The sequence below is a fragment of the Macellibacteroides fermentans genome (genome assembly GCF_013409575.1).
GTDB lineage: Bacteria > Bacteroidota > Bacteroidia > Bacteroidales > Tannerellaceae > Macellibacteroides > Macellibacteroides fermentans.
Map to the genome: position 1 here is coordinate 26,928 of NZ_JACCCY010000007.1, position 20,985 is coordinate 47,912.

General features: G+C 47.9%; 15 protein-coding genes. 12 read left to right on the forward strand and 3 right to left on the reverse strand.

The genetic code is table 11. The features are described from left to right. The first annotated feature begins 17 nt into the window (after window positions 1-17). The 5 genes from porL to F5613_RS15640 all read left to right on the forward strand — a co-directional run bounded on the left by porL (window position 18) and on the right by F5613_RS15640 (window position 4,895). Window positions 18-1,064: a type IX secretion system motor protein PorL/GldL gene (gene porL / locus F5613_RS15620; protein ID WP_245832489.1), complete on the forward strand. Its 1,047-nt coding sequence runs from the start codon at window positions 18-20 to the stop codon at window positions 1,062-1,064. Between the two features lie 21 nt (window positions 1,065-1,085). After that, window positions 1,086-2,651 carry a type IX secretion system motor protein PorM/GldM gene (porM, locus tag F5613_RS15625; protein WP_179400451.1) on the forward strand — a complete coding sequence of 522 codons (1,566 nt, stop codon included), beginning with the start codon at window positions 1,086-1,088 and terminating at the stop codon, window positions 2,649-2,651. Window positions 2,652-2,663: 12 nt separating this feature from the next. After that, complete coding sequence (gene porN / locus F5613_RS15630) at window positions 2,664-3,731, forward strand: type IX secretion system ring subunit PorN/GldN (protein WP_068187058.1); 1,068 nt, start codon at window positions 2,664-2,666, stop codon at window positions 3,729-3,731. An 80-nt stretch (window positions 3,732-3,811) separates the two neighbouring features. Next, the gene (locus F5613_RS15635) at window positions 3,812-4,342 is read left to right on the forward strand and encodes a chromate transporter (protein WP_068187060.1); all 531 of its coding nucleotides are present in this window, start codon (window positions 3,812-3,814) and stop codon (window positions 4,340-4,342) included. Window position 4,343: 1 nt separating this feature from the next. Next, on the forward strand, window positions 4,344-4,895 hold the full coding sequence (locus tag F5613_RS15640; RefSeq protein ID WP_068187062.1) for a chromate transporter: 552 nt from the start codon (window positions 4,344-4,346) through the stop codon (window positions 4,893-4,895). Window positions 4,896-4,902: 7 nt separating this feature from the next. Here F5613_RS15640 and F5613_RS15645 read toward each other — a convergent pair whose 3' ends face one another. Both F5613_RS15645 and F5613_RS15650 read right to left on the reverse strand, forming a co-directional pair. Next, window positions 4,903-6,030, reverse strand: a complete 1,128-nt coding sequence (locus F5613_RS15645) for a clostripain-related cysteine peptidase (RefSeq protein ID WP_179400452.1) — start codon at window positions 6,028-6,030, stop codon at window positions 4,903-4,905. A gap of 1 nt (window position 6,031) precedes the next feature. Further along, window positions 6,032-7,558 carry a glycoside hydrolase family 10 protein gene (locus tag F5613_RS15650; protein ID WP_179400488.1) on the reverse strand — a complete coding sequence of 509 codons (1,527 nt, stop codon included), beginning with the start codon at window positions 7,556-7,558 and terminating at the stop codon, window positions 6,032-6,034. Between the two features lie 146 nt (window positions 7,559-7,704). Between F5613_RS15650 and uvrA the strand changes: the two genes are divergently transcribed. The 3 genes from uvrA to amrS are packed head-to-tail and all read left to right on the forward strand — an operon-like array spanning window position 7,705 to window position 12,248. Next, a complete protein-coding gene (uvrA, locus tag F5613_RS15655) occupies window positions 7,705-10,494 on the forward strand; it encodes an excinuclease ABC subunit UvrA (RefSeq protein ID WP_179400453.1) in 2,790 nt (929 codons plus the stop codon). Between the two features lie 23 nt (window positions 10,495-10,517). Continuing rightward, window positions 10,518-11,159, forward strand: coding sequence for a hypothetical protein (locus F5613_RS15660; protein ID WP_068187072.1), 642 nt, complete (start codon window positions 10,518-10,520; stop codon window positions 11,157-11,159). A gap of 60 nt (window positions 11,160-11,219) precedes the next feature. Beyond that, on the forward strand, window positions 11,220-12,248 hold the full coding sequence (gene amrS, locus F5613_RS15665; RefSeq protein WP_179400454.1) for an AmmeMemoRadiSam system radical SAM enzyme: 1,029 nt from the start codon (window positions 11,220-11,222) through the stop codon (window positions 12,246-12,248). Between the two features lie 6 nt (window positions 12,249-12,254). Here amrS and amrB read toward each other — a convergent pair whose 3' ends face one another. After that, complete coding sequence (gene amrB / locus F5613_RS15670; protein WP_179400455.1) at window positions 12,255-13,694, reverse strand: AmmeMemoRadiSam system protein B; 1,440 nt, start codon at window positions 13,692-13,694, stop codon at window positions 12,255-12,257. A 131-nt stretch (window positions 13,695-13,825) separates the two neighbouring features. On the opposite strand from amrB, the gene F5613_RS15675 reads away from it, so the two are divergent. From F5613_RS15675 to F5613_RS15690, 4 genes are all read left to right on the forward strand, one after another. Continuing rightward, window positions 13,826-14,404 carry an RNA polymerase sigma-70 factor gene (locus F5613_RS15675; RefSeq protein WP_246303444.1) on the forward strand — a complete coding sequence of 193 codons (579 nt, stop codon included), beginning with the start codon at window positions 13,826-13,828 and terminating at the stop codon, window positions 14,402-14,404. A 56-nt stretch (window positions 14,405-14,460) separates the two neighbouring features. Continuing rightward, window positions 14,461-15,399 carry a FecR family protein gene (locus F5613_RS15680; protein ID WP_179400456.1) on the forward strand — a complete coding sequence of 313 codons (939 nt, stop codon included), beginning with the start codon at window positions 14,461-14,463 and terminating at the stop codon, window positions 15,397-15,399. A gap of 216 nt (window positions 15,400-15,615) precedes the next feature. Next, window positions 15,616-19,098: a TonB-dependent receptor gene (locus F5613_RS15685; protein ID WP_246303441.1), complete on the forward strand. Its 3,483-nt coding sequence runs from the start codon at window positions 15,616-15,618 to the stop codon at window positions 19,096-19,098. Between the two features lie 11 nt (window positions 19,099-19,109). Continuing rightward, window positions 19,110-20,915: a RagB/SusD family nutrient uptake outer membrane protein gene (locus F5613_RS15690; RefSeq protein WP_179400457.1), complete on the forward strand. Its 1,806-nt coding sequence runs from the start codon at window positions 19,110-19,112 to the stop codon at window positions 20,913-20,915. Window positions 20,916-20,985 lie beyond the last annotated feature (70 nt).

Below are 20,985 nucleotides of genomic sequence, written 5' to 3' on the forward strand. Positions count from 1 at the left end.
TATAATACTTCGGAACGATGGGAAAGTATAAGAAATATAAAAATAGAATTGAGATGTTTCTTTCCAGTGATATGGGTAAGAGACTGCTGAACTTCTGTTATAGTTGGGGAGCCTCGATTGTTGTATTGGGAGCCTTGTTTAAATTGCTTCACCTCCCTTTTGGTAATGAAATGTTGTTCGTGGGTATGATGACGGAATTTTTTGTATTCTTCATCTCCGGGTTTGAACATCCCGGAAAGGATTATCATTGGGAAGAGGTATTTCCTGTACTGAAATCCAAGAATCCCATGGATCGTCCCGAGTTTGCCAATCAAAAAGTTTCGGGTATCATGCATTCGGCTGCGAATGAAGAGGATGATTCCAATGCGAATTTGTTGATCAACCCGATGGCTGTAAAGCAATCAGCTGGATTAAGCGGAGCTTTGGACATTTCGGAAGAAGATACACGGAATCTTTCGGATAGCATCAAGAAGCTGAGCGGTGCAGCAGAGCAGATCTCCAAGATGGCTGAGTTGACAGATGCAACACAACAGTACCTGGATCAACTGGCTGGGATGGCCGACCAGATGAAGCGTTTCAGTCAGACTACAAACAGTCTTACGGAAGTATCGGATACGTTGCTAAGCTCCTATAAAAGTATTACGGACCATTCGGATGGAATCAACCAGAATTCAAGAGGATATGTACATCAGATGGAGGCGCTTAACCGGAATATCTCAGGACTCAACACCATCTATGAAATTCAGCTTAAGAGCATCAGTTCGCAAATCGATACCATCGAACGTATTAACGGCGGTTTGAGTCGTATAAAAGATTTATACGAAGGGTCTGTGGTGGACAGTTCTGTCTTCCGGGCAGAAAATGAGCGTATGGCACAACAGCTTGCTCAGCTCAATACGGTTTACAGCCGTTTGTTGCAGGCGATGACAGTCAACATGCCCGGAGCCGGGATGTTTCAGTCACAACCTCAGGGAGGACAAGGTTACAATCCACCATCGGCATCCACCTACCAACCCCAGGGAGCTGCTTCTTATGGTTCAAATCCCGGACAACCCGGAAGATAATAATTAAACTGCAATCAGAATATGCCACAATTATCAAATAATCCCAATTCGCCCAGACAGAAGATGATCAATCTGATGTATCTGGTGTTCATTGCCATGATGGCACTTAATGTGTCGTCAGAGGTTTTGGATGGTTTCGAATTGGTGGAAGGCAGTTTACGAACTACGATCGACAACTCATCCAAACGAAATCAGATTGTATCGGGCGAGTTGGATACCTACTATCAGACTAACCCTACCAAGGTAAAAGAATGGTATGAGAAGGGACAGCAGGTGAAAAAGTCGAGCGATTCATTATACAACTACCTTCAGGAACTTAAGGTACGTATTGTAAAGGAGGCGGACGGGAAAGACGGGAATGTAAATAATATCGTTCGTAAGGATGATATTGAAGCTTCCTCACAAATCATGTTGTCTCCGGTTACAGGCGAAGGTAAAAAGCTGAAACGAAGTATAGATAACTATCGGAAGTTCTTAGGAGAATTGGTTACGGATCCCGCTAAAACAAAGGTTCTTGAAGCCAGCCTGAATACAGAGTCGGTGAGAAGCGGACTCACAACCCGTTCCTGGCAGGAGTCCTTGTTTGAAAATATGCCTGTTGCTGCGGCAGTAACCATGCTTACCAAATTACAAAGCGACGTACGCTATGCAGAAGGTGAGGCCTTGAACTATCTTCTCAGCAGTGTGGATGTGGGCGACTATCGTGTAAACCAGATAACGGCGCAGGTTATTCCTCAAAGCCAGGTTGTAATGCGTGGCAGTCAGTATGAAGCAAACATTGTTCTTTCTGCAGTCGACTCCACCAAACGGCCCAAGATAGTTGTCAACGGGACCGAGCTGCCCGAAGCCAACAAAGGGATGTTCCGTGTAACAGCTTCTTCATCGGGTACATTCCCTCTGAAGGGCTATATCGAAATGCCCGGCAGCGACGGCTCTGTTATGCGCAGAGATTTTGTGAGTGAATATTTTGTTACGGAGCCTACCGCTACGGTTGCTCCCACTTTGATGAATGTATTATATGCCGGCATAGCCAACCCGATCCGTATAGCCGTTCCCGGCATAGCCAGTTCTCAGATTACGGCAACGATGACTAACGGTACGCTGACAAGGCATGGTGAATTATGGGAGGCCCGTCCGTCGCGGGTGGGCATGGAGGCGGTTGTCTCTGTAAATGCCCGGATGGCGGATGGCCGTTCGGTAGAGATGGCAAAAACGTCTTTCAGGGTGAGGGCTTTGCCAGATCCGCTGCCCTATATCGAATATAAAGATGCCAATGGTAACATCCGTAAATTCAAGGGTGGACAGTTTGCTAAAAGGAATCTGGTGGAAGCAGATGGGATCAAAGCGGCAATTGACGATGATTTGTTGAATGTAACCTATTCCGTACTTCGGTTCGAGCTCACTTTCTTTGATTCCATGGGGAATGCCATTCCTGAAGTATCGGACGGAAGTAACTTTTCTCAACGGCAGAAAGATTATATCCGCAGGCTGTCCAAAGGAAAGCGTTTCTATATCACCCGTGTCGTAGCAAAAGGGCCTGATGGTATTGAACGGACCATACCCACCATCGAAGTTATTGTAAATTAATTGATCTTGTATATGAAACATCTGTATTATATAGCAATTCTTGGAGGCTTCCTCTTTACTGTAAATCCGGCATTTGCTCAGGAGGAGGGTCAGTCGCAACAGCAGACTCAACAAAGAAGATCACCCCGAGCCACAACCGGATCCCGGGTGGAAACGCAGGAAAGTAATGTTCCGGAGCTGACGGTAAGAGCACAAAACATGAACGAACATCTTACCCAGGATATCGGGAATGCACGTTGGATGCGTGTAATTTACAGAGAGGTGGATCTAACCAAGGAGCAGAATGCACCGCTTTATTATCCTGTACGCCCCATTAATAAACAGATGAATTTGTTTACAATCATCTTCCGTCTGTTAGGTGAGAATAAAATATCAGCCTACGAATACCTGGATGGTTACGAGGATTTCAGTCCGTCGCACCAGGTTAATTTCAAGGATTTGCTGGACCGCTTCTATATTCTTTATAAGGAAGAAACTGTTCCCGGCGGTGGCGGAGTAAAGTATGTAATAGACGATAGCGACGTCCCTTCGGAAGAGGTAAAGGCATATTACGTAAAAGAGGCATGGTATTTTGACCAGCATAACTCTGTATTTGATGTTAAGACACTGGCCATTTCGCCGATTCTGTTTAATGCAGGCGATATGGGTGAACAAAGAATGCCGATGTTCTGGCTGCCCTACGAATCCATACGTCCCTATGTATCCACTGTGCCAATCATGACATCCAACATCAATAACGCAAAGACATTTACTATTGATGATTATTTTCGGAAACGGATGTTTGCCGGTGATATCGTGAAGACCGAAAACCTGATGAACCGTAATCTACAGCAATATTGCCCTACGCCCGATTCGATGAGCCGGGAACAAGCCCGTATTGAGAAAGAGCTTACGATGTTCCGCGAGAGCCTTTGGGTTCCCGAAGATACAGCCACGGTTGCAGCCAGCACAAATAAGGAATCCAAAGGAAGAGTTAAATCCGTACGCGGACAGGCTCCTGCCAAACAAAAAACCGTCAAACAGAAAGCATCCAAACCCGAAAAGTCGGCACCCACAAGAAGCGTACGCCGTACAAGATAGAACGCAGCACGCAAAGTCTGCATATTTATAATTACCTTTGTTGTTGATTCGTTTGTTTAATCAATAGCAGAGGTAATTTTATGTATTGGACGCTCTTCATCACATTTGTCAGAATCGGAGCCTTTACCATCGGAGGAGGATACGCCATGTTGCCATTGATCCAGCGGGAAGTGGTTGACAGGGGATGGATGAGTAAGGAGGAATTTATCGACCTTTTTGCGGTCGCTCAATCCTTACCCGGGGTTTTTGCCGTGAACATATCCATCTTTGTGGGTTATAAATTGAAAAAGCTCACAGGCAGTGTAATCTGTGCATTAGGAACCATCCTGCCATCTTTCCTGATTATATTGGCGATAGCCCTCTTCTTTACACAATTCAGAGAAAATGAATGGGTGGAGAAGGCATTTAAAGGCTTACGCCCTGCTGTGGTCGCCCTGATTGCCGTTCCCGTAATTACAACAGCCCGTTCCCTCCGTCTGCGCGGCTGGGTGCTGGTCATTCCCGTGGTAGTTGCGCTATCCATATGGTTGCTCAGCTTGTCGCCTGTCTATATCATTATCGTAGCCGCAGCAGGCGGTTTATATTATCGGATGTATTTAAAAAGACATTAGTATGCTGTTTCTACAATTATTTTACACCTATCTTAAAATCGGCCTTTTTGGTTTTGGAGGCGGATATGCGATGCTTTCATTAATTCAGGATGAGGTGGTCGACAAGCATGGGTGGATATCTACCCAGGAATTTACCGATATCGTTGCTATATCACAAATGACGCCTGGTCCCATCGGGATAAACAGTGCCACCTATATAGGCTATACAGCGGTGCAGAATGCAGGATATTCTACGGAGATCAGTATCTTAGGATCCGTAATCGCAACCTTTGCAGTCTGTCTGCCTTCCTTTATTCTGGTGCTTATCATCTCCTATTATTTTGCCCGGTTCAAAAACAATAAATATGTGGAAGCCGCTTTCACAGGCTTACGCCCGGCTACGGTCGGCCTGATTGCTGCAGCCGCCCTGTTATTGGTGAATGCAGAAAATTTCATTGATGCTAAAAGTGTGCTGATATTTATCGGCTCTTTTATCCTTACCTGGAAATACAAGATGCATCCCATACTGATGATCTTTATTGCCGGAATTGCCGGAATCATTCTCTATTGGTAGAGTCAGGTTACTGGTATATAACCTTATACCAATCCATTCCCTTGTACCACTCGTTGAGCTGTTCCAGTCCCGCTTGCGGAACATAGATGCTCAACCCCGAAAAGCGATTGATATAGATAGACCCTTTGGCATAGGTAGCCATGGGGGTTGTCTGCTTGTATATAACCACCTCGTCCAACACCTTTTTAAAGTTTGTATATTGGGGTTCCGTAGCCAGCCTGCCAATAAAATCATCCAGGTCGTACAAGGCATGGTAGGTGTTTCCCAGATACTCCAGCTGTTGCAGTTCATTGACAGGCAGCGAAGCGATTGTCTGCTCCTTTCCCTTTACAATCTCGCTGCATACGGCGGCCAACTCATCCAATTTGGATGTGTTAATCAACGACACCGATGCCGATCGGTTCAGTCCGGTCAGCTTATCATAGTATGTGTAAAATTTTTCACCTATTTGCTGCAGACCGGCTTTCTGCGTGAAGAAATCAGCCATAATCAGCTTGTAAGGAAACCCTTCGGCCAGTACCTCGGTTGGAGAAGCCAAAATATAGTCCGCTTTGTTCCGGAGGGCATACACCACTTCTGTGCTTGCCATATAGCAGGCATCAAACAGAATAAAGTCAAATACATGATCGGGAATAGCTTCGGCAAGCTCATCTATCTCCATCCAACTGCTCTCATCCTGTCCAAATGACCGGAGCATCGGCTGTACATTGTAAGGCAGCCAGGCAGTGCCGTGACTCCATAAAACCAGGCCATAACTTTCGGCCGGAAACTCAGATACAACCGATTCGAACACCCCACGCATAACAATGGGATCGGCCGAATTCTGCTCGGGATAATCCTTTATAGCCAGCTTCTGTATCGTCCCGTCGCTCTTGGCCTTGATCTGAAGAAGCTGCGGAGCCGCATCGGAAGCATCCAGATAGACCAACAGATTCCCGCCATTGAGTGCGGCTGCAGAGCTCCCCTTTACGATCGATTCCAGATTCTTGTAGGAGAATGAACTCAGGGAATTATCCGCAGCCATGTAAATAAGCACGGTACGTACCGGCGTCGGACATGGTTCGTCGTTGGAGCATCCCCATAAAAAAGGCATACAGCATAACAACCCGATAAGAATACGCCGAATGTTATTCATCTTATAGCTTCACTTTTTTTGTTTTTCCTTTTTTGCTTTCATTATGGAAACGATCCACAGCAGTTACTACATACTTGTATGTATCATTTCCCTTTTCATAAGGTAACAAATAAAAAGTCTTGTTTGTTATGGTTACGATGTTGGCCGGGTTCGTGATGTCTGCCTTTTCACCCGCCTTAAAACAATACACAACGAAGTAACGGGCTAACTCCGGATTTGTATCACTTTGTTCGGCTTTCCAGTGTAACAGATACCCCTCCTTTGTCCATTCGGCTTTAAGGCCGGAAACCTCTTTGGGTAGCCGGTCGTGCAAATGCGTATAAGCCGGAATCAAAGCCGGATAGCGGTGATATTGTTCTTGCAGCTGGTTGGCCACACCACCGGTATTCCATAAAATTTCATTTGCCGGCCAGAAGCAGTTTCCTTGTATATTGGAGGCAGAACGGATGTATGCCATCTTCTTGTCCAGCTCGTCCTTCTTCATCGTGCGGGCCACATCCTGACCAATATACAGGTGTCCTCCGTTGGCATTCTTATCCCACCATTTCACAAGCGTTACATAATCGGCAGCTTTATTCCCGATCTCCCAGTATATCTGAGGAATGTTGTAGTCTATCCACCCCTTCTGCACCCATAAGGTGATGTCTGCATACAGATCGTCGTAATTCTGCAATCCGTTGGTATCGCTTCCGGAACCATCCGGCGTATTCTTTTTGTTACGGTAAATGCCAAAGGGACTAATTCCGAAGCGGACCCACGGTTTGGTACGCAGAATGGTTTGCTTGATATCCTGCACCAGCAGATTTACATTCTCCCTGCGCCAGTCGGCCCGTTGATTGTCTTTGTATCCTTTGCTGCGTCCGTACGCATCAAAGCTGGCATCATCCGAAAAGGGGAGTCCGGCTACCGGATAGGGATAGAAATAATCATCCATATGGATTGCGTCTACATCGTAACGTGAAACGATGTCCTGCACCACCTTGCAGATAAAAGCACGGCTTTGAGGCAGGCCCGGATCAAACAAAATCATTTTATTGTATGTTACGAACCATTCGGGATGCTTGTTGTATATATGCCCCGGGGCAAAAACAGTATTCCCCGATGTGCTTACGCGGTATGGGTTCAGCCACGCATGAAACTCCATGTTGCGTTCGTGGCAGGCGTTGACTAAAAATTCCATCGGGTCCCAAATCGGATCAGGTGCAACCCCTTGTTCGCCGGTAAGGAAACGGCTCCAGGGTTCCAGTTTGGATTGATACCAGGCATCCGCTTCGGGGCGCACCTGGAACACGATGGCATTGATACCGCAATCCTGCAGGTAATCCAATTTACGGATCAACTCCTTTTTCAGCTGCGAAGTCGACATGTTTTTATATTCACCCTGGTGGACGGTCTGAATCCAGGCTCCTCTGAATTCCCGCTTAACCTGGCGGCCTTCAGCGGGTTTAGGTGTTTGTCTTAAGGTTGTACACGAAGCAGATGCAAGCAACATCAAGAAGATGAAAAGACGTAATGAGTAGGAATACATGAGTTTTATCTGTTTCATAATGCAAATATAATGTTACAAAGATATAAAAATATCACTATCTGTCAATACAATGAAAGGTTCTGACAGCTGCTAAAACATTCAACCCAAAAATATCGTTATCTTTGTAGTTTATAAAATATGTACCTATGTACGATGCAACAAATATAGAGATAAAAGGAGCCCGCATCAATAACCTGAAGAATATTGACGTTACTATCCCAAGAGATAAATTAATTGTTATCACAGGATTATCGGGATCCGGAAAGTCTTCGCTCGCTTTCGACACATTGTATGCCGAAGGGCAAAGGCGTTATGTGGAAAGTCTTTCCGCCTATGCGCGTCAGTTTCTGGGCCGAATGGGTAAACCGGAATGCGATTATATCAAGGGTATTCCTCCCGCTATTGCCATAGAGCAACGGGTGAACACCCGCAATCCACGTTCTACTGTAGGAACATCTACCGAGATATACGAATACCTCCGGTTGCTTTACGCACGTATAGGAAAGACTATCTCTCCGGTATCGGGCGAAGAGGTTAAGAAGCACCAGGTTTCGGATGTTGTAAACTGGGTGTTGGATTTCCCCGACAACACACGCTTCTCAGTCTATACGCCCGTTGTTCTGCCGGAAGGACGCGACATGAAAGAACAGCTTACCATTCTTCAGAAAGAGGGGTACACCCGGTTGGAAATCGACGAGAATGTTTACCGTATCACGGAAGTAATGGAGAACGAATCTCTTTTGGCATCCGGGGGTATTCAGCTTTTGATAGACCGTCTGGCCGTTGCTTTCGATAAGCCGTTTAAGAACCGTCTGGCCGATTCTGTAGAAACCGCCTTTTTTGAAGGACATGGTACCTGCGTAGTGAAGGTCTTCGATCCGAACGGCACCCAGACAAAAGAGTTCTCACGTAAGTTCGAAGCCGACGGTATCGTGTTCGAAGAGCCCACAGATATGATGTTCAGTTTCAACAATCCCCTGGGAGCCTGTCCGGTTTGCGAAGGATTCGGTAAAATTATGGGAATAGACGAAGATCTGGTTGTTCCGGATAAAAGCAAGTCGTTGTATGATGGAGCTGTAGTTTGCTGGAAGGGCGAAAAAATGGGTGAGTGGTTGAACGCATTTATCCAGGCAAGCGCGAAATATGATTTCCCCATCCATCGTCCGTATTACGAGCTTACGGAGAAGGAACGGGATCTGTTGTGGCACGGTGCAAGGGGTCTTCACGGGATTAACGACTTCTTCTCTTTTGTAGAGGAAAATCTATATAAAATACAATACAGGGTGATGCATGCCCGGTACAGAGGCAAGACCACCTGTCCCACTTGTAAAGGAAGCCGCCTGCGAAAGGAGGCCCTGTATGTACAGGTAGGAGGAAAGGATATATCCCAGATTGTAAGTCTGCCTATCAACGAAGCCAAACTTTTTTTCGATACCCTCAAGCTGGACGAAACGGATGCAGCCGTATCGAAACGCTTGCTTACCGAAATTGACAGCCGTCTGCAGTTCTTATTGGATGTTGGACTTGGGTACCTTACCCTCGACCGCCTTTCAAATTCCCTTTCCGGTGGCGAGAGTCAGCGTATCAACCTGGCCACCTCTTTAGGCAGCAGCCTGGTGGGATCCCTCTATATACTGGACGAACCCAGCATCGGTCTGCATTCGCGGGATACCGACCTGCTGATAAAAGTACTTCGTCAGTTGCAGGAGCTGGGCAATACGGTGGTTGTGGTAGAGCACGATGAAGAGATCATCCGGGCTGCCGATTATATAATAGATATCGGTCCCAAGGCCGGACGTCTGGGAGGAGAAGTGGTTTATCAGGGCGACATCTCCAACCTTCAGCTGAACAGCAACAGCTATACCGTGCGCTACCTTACCGGAGAAGATAAGCTGGAAATTCCGCCCTACCGGCGTAAATGGAACAATTATGTGGAGGTAAAGGGTGCCCGTTATCACAACCTGCAAGGGGTGGATGTCAAATTTCCGCTCAATGTGATGACTGTTGTCACCGGTGTAAGCGGATCCGGAAAGAGTTCGCTTGTACGCGATATATTTTACGAAGGAGTGAAGCATCATCTCGACGATGCCCCATTGGGAGTGCCTTGTCTATCCCTTACAGGCGACCTGAAGCTTGTCAAGGCCATCGAGTTTGTAGATCAAAATTCAATCGGCAAAAGCTCGCGGTCCAACCCGGTCACCTACATGGGAGCCTACGACGAGATCCGTAAACTTTATGCCGATCAGGCCCTGGCCCGTCAGCTTGGATTTACCCCGGCTTTCTTCTCCTTCAATAAAGAAGGCGGACGCTGCGAAGAGTGTAAGGGAGAGGGAAAGATAACGGTCGAAATGCAATTTATGGCCGATATCACACTGGAGTGCGAAGAGTGTAAAGGGAAGCGCTTCAAAGCCGATCTGCTGGAGGTGGAATACCGCGGTACTAATATTTTCCAGGTGTTGGAGATGACCGTAAATCAGGCCATCGAGTTCTTTGAGTCGGATCCTCAGGGAGATACCAGGAAGATAATCCGGAAGCTGAAACCCCTGCAGGATGTAGGATTGGGATACATTAAACTGGGCCAGGCATCGTCCACACTGTCCGGAGGCGAAAACCAACGCGTCAAGCTGGCCTATTACCTTAGTCAGGAGTCCAAACTACCCACTCTGTTTGTCTTCGACGAACCTACAACCGGATTGCATTTTCACGATATAAAGACCCTGTTGAAAGCCTTCAACGCCCTTATCGAGAACGGCCACACGGTCATCATTATCGAACACAACATGGATGTGATCAAATGTGCCGATTATCTGATCGATCTGGGTCCCGAAGGCGGTAAAGAGGGCGGAAAGCTTGTCTGCGCCGGTACACCCGAAGAGGTTGCCGCCTGCGAAGCATCCTATACCGGTAGATACCTGAAAGATAAATTGAAACAATAATTTCCCAATAATACGCTGGCATTATGAAAAACAACCTCATTTTACTCCTTCTTTCTGTTTGCTTCAGCAGCAGTATACTGCAGGCGCAGGAGCTATCGCAGAGCTATCTTTACGATGAATTTAAAGATGGCCTGGTTTTATTTAAGGACGGTCGCCGCTCTTCCGCGATGTTGAATTACAACACAACCGTCGAAGAGATGCTGTATAAGAATGGAGAACAGATCTGGGCCATCGCCAACCCTCTGGAGATAGCCGCTATAGATATCCAGGGAGATATGTTTGTGTATGTAAACAAGCATATCTTTTACCAGGTTGTCAAGGTAGGGGTAGGCGAGGTTTACGTGGAGTGGAAGACTACCTATTTCTCCCAGGGGAAGGGTGCCGGCTACGGTGGGTATTCTGCAACGGCAGCCATTACCAACTATTCTACCTTCCAGGAAGGGGCGGCAGTCACCAAATTAACACCCAACGAGAAATTCTCATACAAGCCGGATAACCGCTACTGGATTAAAAATGCCAAAGGTAAATATGTGAATGTCACCACGATCAAGATGCTTCAAAAGAATTTCCCTGCAAAAAATGTCAAAGCATTCTGCGAAGAGAACAACCTGGTGCATACCAAACATGCGGATATGTTAAAAATATTGGAATACTGTTTCAGGTAACGCCCTTTGATAAACACTTCCTTTGACTGGTGGTTCTATATAGAGAAAGGAGGGTGTATTATGAAAGCGGAAAAATGGCAAAAGATTGCCTCCTATCAGGAGAAGCGGACGGACCAGGTGGTACGCTGCCATTTGTGCCCACATCGTTGTGTACTACAGCAAGGGGCTGCCGGAATCTGTAAAACCCGTATCAATCAATCCGGCACACTTTATACCACCGCCTATGGAAATCCCTGCTCGCTTAGTATCGATCCCATTGAAAAGAAGCCCCTGTTCCACTTCATGCCCGGCCAACCGGTTTTCTCTCTGGCTACCGGCGGGTGCAACTTCCGCTGCCTTAATTGTCAGAATTGGCAAATATCCCAAACATCTCCCCAGTCGCTGAACGGCTATGACCTGGACCCGGAGGCTCTTGTACAGAGGGCTATCGGTTGTAATACCTCTATGATTGCTTTCACCTATACGGAGCCTACTGTTTTTTACGAGTATATGTACGATACAGCCCGTATCGCCCGCGGCAAAGGACTGAAAGTGGTCTGGATATCCAACGGCTATATCAACCGGGAACCTCTTCTCGACCTTTGTCCTTATCTGGATGCAGCCAATATCGATCTGAAATGTTTTGAGGATGTGATGTATCGCAAACTTACGGGCGGCCGGTTACAACCTGTTCTCGATACGTTGCTGACGCTGAAAGAGAAAAAGATCTGGCTGGAGATTACCAACCTGCTGATTCCCGGGTTTTCGGATAATCCGGAAATGATCACACACATGTGCGAATGGCTGTTTGCCAATGGCTTTGAAGATACCCCGTTGCATTTCAGCCGGTTCTTCCCGAACTACAAGCTAACCGACGTGCCGCCTACCCCAGCTGAAAGTCTGCTTGAGGCAAAGGCCATTGCCCTGAAGTCCGGATTGAAATTTATCTATATCGGTAACCAGCCCCGGTTACACGGCGAAGATACCGTTTGTCCCCAATGCGGACATACCTTGATACAGCGGTACGGGTATACCGTTGGGACCTATGAAATTCAGGATGGAAAATGTAACCGATGCGGAAAGTCGGTTGCGGGTATATGGCACAGCTGACACCTGTTACTCTTTCTCGCGGATAATGGTTGCCGTAAAAACAGATATTTCGGCCTCCTTCCATCCGTTCCACCCGATACCCGCCTTGTCACGGGCGCAATGCCCCAGAAACGACTCCTTGCTCCATCCGGTTTCGGTGGCTACCTGAGGCAGAAACACCCCTCTGTTCATCCCTTTTCGTATAAAGATGCCGTGTACCCCCATTTCGATTTCGGTGATATTCCGTATCTTCCTGAGAGGAGAAAGTACAGAAATCTCGATGTCCACCTCATTCAGCTCCTCCTTGGTGACCGGCCTGAAACGCGAGTCGCGTGCGGCAGCCCACTGAGCCATCTCCCGTACATTCTGTAGCAGCGGCTTATCCTCTTCCATGTGGCCGTAGCAACCCCTGAGTTCCCCCTGATTATGGATACTCACAAATGCGCCACATCTGGTACGGAGCGCCTGAGGATACGATTCGATGGCTGCAGGCGGAGTGTCCGCTTTACGGAACAACCGTCCGATGGAATCCCTTGCCTCTTTCAGCAGCACCTGCTTTTCTGCATCCGAAAGCGTGAACCGTTCTGCGTCCACCTGCTTTTCTGTCACGGAAATAGCCCAATACCCTACAACATGATTTCGGGACCCCTCCTCTTTGGCATCTCCCGAATTCTTATAACAGATTTCGTTGTAGCAGAACGCCGGTTCATTCTCCGTCATATAAAGAAGAGTAAGCACGGAAGTCCAACCGCACAGACTGGTAACCAGCTGGGGGATATGCTTGTGTGCATTGATATCTAAAGCTGACAACAGGTTTTGTGGGCTGTTGGATATAATTGCCTGTCCGGTTGCCGAATCGACGGATTTGGCCGCTTCGTATGCCGGATAATGGGAGAAGTCGGAGCTTATCACAAACAGATTGTCCTTGTTAAGGTAGGGCTTCAGGGCGGAGGCCAGCCGTTTGCAAATCTCCGGCGAGTTGGTGCCGATTATGATTGGAACAATCCGGTAGCTGTTCTGCAGCTTGTAATGCAGAAACGGCAGCTGTACCTCGATACTGTGCTCATTCAGATGAGGCGACGGGTTATCTGTAAACAGTTCGGGATAGACCTCGGTCAGCATCTCTCCGATCTCCGTATCCACCAGCTCCCTGCCGTAAGGCATGATAAAGTCGCCGTCGCAATACACAGACGCCCCGTTGAAATGGGCCTGGTGCGACGATGCAATCAGGAATACCTTCCGATAGGATGCCTTGTCGTCCAACTGATTAAAAGCCGAAGCAGCCACCGTACCCGAAAAGATATACCCTGCATGGGGACTGATAACAGCCCTCACTCTGCCCTGCTTTTGGGGCGCAGCCATGCTGAAAAGAGACTCCAGTTCCCTTTGCAGCACATCCGGATGGGCCGGATAGAACTGACCGGCCACCGCAGGATGCCTGTTTATTTTGATATCCTTTCCATTCATACCCAGTCGATTTGCCTATAGAGGTATTTATATAACAATCGGCAACCCGGGTTTGATTTTGATTTATCCCACACCAAAAAGAGAGCCGATGTTATATAATCCGGAATAATAAACTTATTTTTGTGAAAAATATGTCAAAACGCCCCCAAAAGATGTCTGCCGAAAACATAACATCCTTCAATAAGTTGTACAACGAATATTACGACCGTTTTGTACGCTTTGCCAATGTGTATGTAAGAGATGCAGCCGTTGCGGAAGATATTGCCGTCGATGCGTTGATGTATTATTGGGAAAACCGCCTGTCAATCAGCGACGAATCCAATATCCCGGCCTATATCCTTACCATGATTAAGAACAAATGCCTGAATCATCTGCGGCATCTGCATATCCGCGAAGAGTTTTCGGAAAACATCAGGCAATACCAGGAGTGGGAGCTGGGTACCCGTATCGCTACGCTGGAGGCCTGCGAACCCAGCGAACTGTTTACGGCCGAAATAGAACAACTTATCCAGGAGGCCCTCAGCCAGATGCCCGAACGTACCCGCGCCATCTTTATATTGAACCGCTACGAAAATAAATCCTATAAGGAGATCGCGCAGGAAATGAATATATCGTTTAAGGGCGTAGACTACCACATTGGCAAGGCGCTGAAGATTCTGCATGTCCACCTGAAGGACTATTTACCTTTTTTCTATTTTTTTATCAATTAGACTAGGAACATTCTTTTCTCAGGTGCTATACATACAGAAACAAATCATGTGGATGTATGGACAAGGAAAAACTATATAGATTTTTTGAAGGAAATGTCACCGTAGAGGAGGGCATGGAGATCAGGGACTGGATGGAAGCTTCGGCCGAAAACAAACGTATTTTTATGAAGGAGCATAAGCTGTTCAGCGCCATCTTGCTGCAAGACAAGAGACGGATCGCCGCTGTACCTGGGCAAAGCCGACTGCGAACCCTCCTGAAGTCCGACTGGTTGAGAGTGGCTGCCATCGTATTGATCACCCTCTCGCTGAACGCCGTTTACCAACACTATGTAGCCGATAACAAGGAGCTGGCCATGAGCATCGTGTCCGTTCCTGCCGGTCAGCGTACCAACGTAACCCTGCCGGACGGAACCAACGTATGGCTGAACGCCCGGACAACGATCCGGTTTCCGGAAAAGTTCAGCACCCGCAACCGTACGGTCGAACTGATGGGCGAAGGCTATTTTGATGTTGTGAAAGACAAAGAAAGGCCCTTTATCGTTAAAACGGACAAGTACAGCATCGAAGTGTTGGGAACCAAGTTCGATGTGGAAGCTTATCCGGACGAAGAAAAATTTGTGACCACCCTGATGCAGGGTAGTGTAAAGCTCACCTCCCAGGCATCTCCGTCGCACCAGGTAACACTTAAACCGGAACACAAGGCAACGCTGAAGGACGGACGGCTGGAGGTTTCGAAGGTGACCGATTTCAATCCCTACCGCTGGAAGGAGGGACTCATCAGCTTCAAAGATGAACCCTTCCTTACCATCATGAAAGACCTTGAAAAATACTATGGGTTCAAAATCATAATCAACAATCAGGATGTACTGAAGTATTCCTACACCGGATCATTCCGGCAGACAGACGGTGTAGATTATGCCCTCAGGGTACTTCAGAATGATATCAGCTTCAGCTATAAGAAGGATAACGAAACGCAGATAATACATATAAACTAAATAATTCTATTAATCTTTATGAATCTATTGCCTATGATAAAATGAACTGTTAGCCTACAAAAATGCCGATAAGTGCGCCAACACTTACCGGCATGCATTCAACACAATTATTTAAAACTGTATTAAATTATAAATCAATACAAATGTATGAAGAACGAAAATTTTTCAAGCAGACTTTGTCATAAAAAAACTGGATTTAAACAAATATTTAGAACTATGCGAATAACTACTTTCCTACTTTTGGTTTGTGTTTTTTGTTCACATGCTAAATCTACCTATTCCCAGGATGCCCGGGTGAGCATTCATATGAACAATGCCCAGCTCAATAAGATTCTTTCTGAAATTGAGAAGCAAACGGAGTACTTGTTCATCTATAACAACGAAGTAAACGCCAACCAGGCGGTATCTATCGACGCCAGTCAAAAAAGGGTGGCCGATGTGTTGAACGATCTTCTAAAGGATCGCAACATCTCCTTTAAGATTGAAGGATCTCATATTATTTTGTCGCGGAAGAACCACAGCGAATTAAAAAACAGCGAAGCTGCAGTGCAGCAACAACAGCCGTTCAAGGTTTCAGGTACGGTGCTCGATAAATCCGGATTGCCGGTTATCGGTGCCAACGTGCAGGTTACCAACAGTGCCGGTATTGGAACCATTACGGATATGGATGGTAACTTTACCCTGGAGGTGCCCCAGAATGCTACGCTAACAATCAGCTACATCGGGTATCAGCCCAAGCAGGTTGCGGTTAAAAATGCCGAACACCTGCGTGTCGAACTGCTTGAAGACAGTCAGGCGCTGGATGAGGTGGTAGTGGTAGGTTACGGCGTACAGAAGAAGGTGAACCTTACCGGATCCGTATCTTCGGTAAAAGGCGACGAATTAAGTCTGCGCCCGGTTGCCAACGCCACCCAGAGTTTACAGGGACTGGTTCCGGGGTTGACGGTTAACAACAGCAGTTCGGGCCGTCCCGGTGCCGAAAGTTCGCTTACCCTGCGCGGTCAGGGTAACCTTTCCAATACAGCCAACCCCTATATATTGGTGGATGGTGTGGAAATGAACCTTTCGGATGTAAACCCCAACGACATCGAAAATATATCCGTGCTGAAGGATGCCGCCGCTTCGGCAATCTACGGAGCCCGTGCCGCCTACGGTGTTATATTGGTGACAACTAAAAAAGGCGAAGAGGGAAAGATGCGGGTAAGTTATCAGGGAACTGTAGGCTGGAGCTCTCCCACGGTTTTGCCGGATATGGCCAATTCGTACGATTTCGCCACCTATTTTAATGCCGCCTGCGCCAATGCGGGGGTTGCTAAACAGTACAGCGACGAGAAACTGGGCTTATTGCAGCAATATATACAGAATCCTGCAGGAGTAGATGCCTGGGCCGACCTGAAAGGACAGAACAACCTGGTGGCCGCATTCGAGAATACAGCCAAAGGGGTGGGTAATGTAGACTATTTTAAACTGCATTACAAAGATGCCGCCTATAAGCAGAACCATAACCTGAGCTTGAGCGGAGGTGGAAAGCTGGCTCAGTATTACGTATCGGGAGGAGCTTATACGGAAGACGGAATCCTGCGCTATGCCGATATGGATTACAAGCGATTCAACTTCAATGCCAGCGTTACTTCGCAGGTAACCGACTGGCTTAAAATGAAGGTGAACACCAAGTTTATGCATTCGGATAACAACACTCCCTTCGGAACCGGCGGATTGTCCGAAGGTTTCTATCATTCGCTGGCCCGTTTCCGTCCCACGGTGAGCGAGGTGGATCCCAACGGCCATTTTACGGAACTTACCATGATTCCGTATCTGCAAAGCGGCACCTACACAAATACACAAGACGACAACATGTCTTTAACCGGCGGTTTCGAGATTCAACCGATCAAGAACTGGCGCATCTTTGTAGACTATACCTATCGCAACGACAACGAGGAGTACGAGGCGCTTAACGTAGCCCCTCAGATTCCGGGAGCCGACAACGAGACTTTGTATAAAGGTACCCGTTCTGAGTTGAACATCGCAGCCAACGGACGTTTTACCCGTTCCATGTCTAAAAGACGCTATCAGTCGGTAAACCTGTACACCAATTACCTGTTCACTCTGGCGGAAGATCATAATTTTACGCTGATGGGCGGTTATCAGGAAGAGGATAACAATTACAGCTACCTGTTCAACCAGGTTACGGATCTGATTTCTACCACCAACCCCGGACTGGGCTTGAGTACCGGCGACCAGACCATCACCGATATCCGCAACGGATGGGCCACCCGTGGATTCTTCGGCCGTATCAACTACGACTACAAGGGTCTTTACCTGCTGGAAGCTAACGGTCGTTACGACGGCTCTTCACGGTTTGCATCAGACAACCGCTGGGGTTTCTTCCCTTCCGTTTCACTGGGATGGAATCTTTCTCGCGAAGCCTTCATGGAAAAAACAACCGATGTGCTTTCAAACCTCAAACTGCGTGCTTCCTGGGGATTGCTGGGTAATCAGAGCGGAGCGGCGTTGTATACGTTTGCCTCCACCATGGGTACACAGCCGTTGGGCAACTATTACTTCCAGGATGGCAGGGATATGATTATCAATGCCCCCGGTGTGGTGGATCCTTATACTACCTGGGAGAAGGTGGAGAGCAAGAACGTGGGTGTCGACTTTGGATTCCTGGGTAACTCCCTTACAGGTACAATCGACCTGTTCCAGCGTGATACAAAGGATATGTTAGGCCCTTCGGCCGACTTGGCTGATATTTTTGGTGCTACGGTTCCTAATACCAACAACGCCCGTATGCGTAACAAAGGCTGGGAAGTAACGTTGCAGTACCGTGGCAAGATCGGTAAAGAGGTGGGCTATACAGTGGGAGCCTCCTTGTCGGACGCCATCTCGGAGGTTACAGCCTACGAAAACCCAACCGGTACCGATCCTCAGGGACAGTGGTATGTAGGTCGCAAAGTGGGCGAGATCTGGGGATACCGTGCAGACGGACTGATCCAGTCGCAAGCCGAGGCGGATGCCTATAATGCAGCTTACGACTTGTCGTATATCTCCGGACAGAAATGGAATCCGGGCGATGTAAAGTACCGCGACCTGAACGGCGACAGTAAAATAAACAAAGGAAACAACACCCTGGCAGATATGGGCGATGTAACCATCATCGGTAACACCACACCCCGCTATCAGTATACGATAAACGGATCTGTAAACTGGAAAGGCATCTCGTTGAGCCTGTTGTTCCAGGGAGTAGCCAAAAGAGACTGGTCGCCGGACATGGGATCGGTTTATTTTTGGGGATCGGGTCCGTATGCACAGGTTACGGTATTTGAAGAACACCTCGACTACTGGAGAGAAGATAACAAGGATGCCTACTATCCTGCACCCTATACCGCCGGAGCCGGAGCCATCAATAACTTCAGAAACAAGACCTCGCAGAAAACAGACCGCTACATGCAGAATGCGGCCTACTGCCGACTTAAAAACCTTACTGTAAGCTACGACCTGCCGGGTGCGTGGACCAAAAAGGTGGGATTAAGCAAAACCCAGGTATTCTTCTCGGGCGAGAACTTATTCACAAGCACCAAACTGGCCAAGATGTTCGATCCGGAAGCCATCTTCACCGGAACCTCTTATACCAGTGAATCAGGAAAGAACTATCCGATGAATAAGGTGATTTCTTTAGGTCTAATCGTTAATTTCTAATACGCGTCAATATGAAAAGAATAAAAATATTTATAGGTTTAGCACTTATCTTCGGTTTGACAAGCTGTTCGGACCTCGATAAACTTCCGGAGGGCGTTCTCTCCACATCTACTGCATTCAGCAGCACTGCCGAGATTACCAAATACCTGAACCAGTTTTACGAGACAGGCGTGCGTACCCAATCGCAGAATGTGGGTAATGCTTCGGGTATCGCCTTTGGCGACATGGCCAGCGACAATATGATCTCCAACGTGATAGACGACAGGCTTGCCGGCGAAACGGCGCTGAGCGATGCTACAAAGCTCACCAACTACACCTACATCCGCAATGTCAATTTCCTGATCAACAACTTCGGGAACTGCAAGGAGACCGGTGCGGCTATGAACCAATGCATCGGCGAGGCCTATTACTTCCGGGCCTGGTATTATTACCAGATGTTTGTAAACTACGGCGAGCTTACCTGGATCGATGAGGTGCTGGACCCTGTACAGGAACAGATGGAGCGCCCCAGAGACAGCCGTACCATGATTGCCGATAAGATATTGGCCGACCTGGATGTGGCTATCGAGAACCTGGGCGAAAAGAACAACAGCGCCACCATGCGGGTACACAAAGATGTAGCCCGCGCGCTTAAAAGCGAAGTGGCCCTGTTTGAAGGAACCTGGGAGAAGTACCACAAAGCCAAGGGCACCCCTTTCTACGATAAGAGTGTTACCGACGAGAAAATAAACAACTACCTGCAGCAGGCAGCCGATGCAGCCAAGGCGGTGATAGACCGTGGCGTGTGGAGCATCGCAACCGGCAATACACAGACAGCCTACCGCGATCTGTTTATTACATTGGACCTTTCTACTAACAAAGAGGTGTTATGGTGGAAAAAATACGATGCAAGCGATAACATCGGGCATTCGGTAACCCGCTACCTGAACCAGGGTGGAGGTATCACCGGCGCATCCTTGTCGCTGGTAGACGATTACCTTACGGCAGACGGTCGCCCGTTTGTGGGTGCAGAGCGTGAGAATGCACAGAAAGTATACGGAAACGAACTACTGCCTACGGTACGCGACCCCCGTCTGTCTCAGACAGTCTGTACTCCCGGTCAGCCGCTCCGTCCCAACAACGCCTACGTATTTGTTCGTCCGCCGTTGGATGGAAACAGCTACAACCAGAACACCACCGGATTTTCGGTACTGAAGTATGTTGAATTCAATACCACCTACACTCCTACGATCGACGGCGAAGGTAAGAGTCAGGCTCCGGCCATCCAATACCGTTATGCAGACATCCTGCTCAATTACGCCGAAGCTTTGGCCGAACTGAACGGAGCAGCCAACGCCGCTAAGATTGCAGCCGCATTGAAGCCCCTGCGCGACCGTGTAGGCATGCCTGCGGTAGATTTCGACCGCGAGTACAACACCGCATCAGATTATCCCTTCAAGGACCTGGATAAATACATTCAGGCCGTACGCCGGGAGCGTCGTGTGGAGAAAGCCTTCGAAGGAAGTCGTCTTACAGACATCCTGCGCTGGGCGGCAGCCGACAAGCTGATTGTAAACAAAACCCCTCTGGGAGCCTTGTTCACCGGAAGCAGTCTGGAGACAGCCTACGGCAATAAACTGGTGTACGATCAGGCAGCCAACAACAACCTGTTCCTGAGCGGAAAACCCGGAGATGCCAAACGCTATATCATCCCATTCAATAACAAGAACTATCAGAACGGATGGCAGTTCAAACTGGACAGAGACTACCTGTATCCTATCCAGTCGCGCATGTTGTCGCTTACCAACAACCAATGGAAACAGAACCCCGGCTGGTAAGACTCGATTGACCTGGATTTAAAATACATTCCCTTAAGTGATCATCCCGTTCACTTAAGGGAATTTTTTT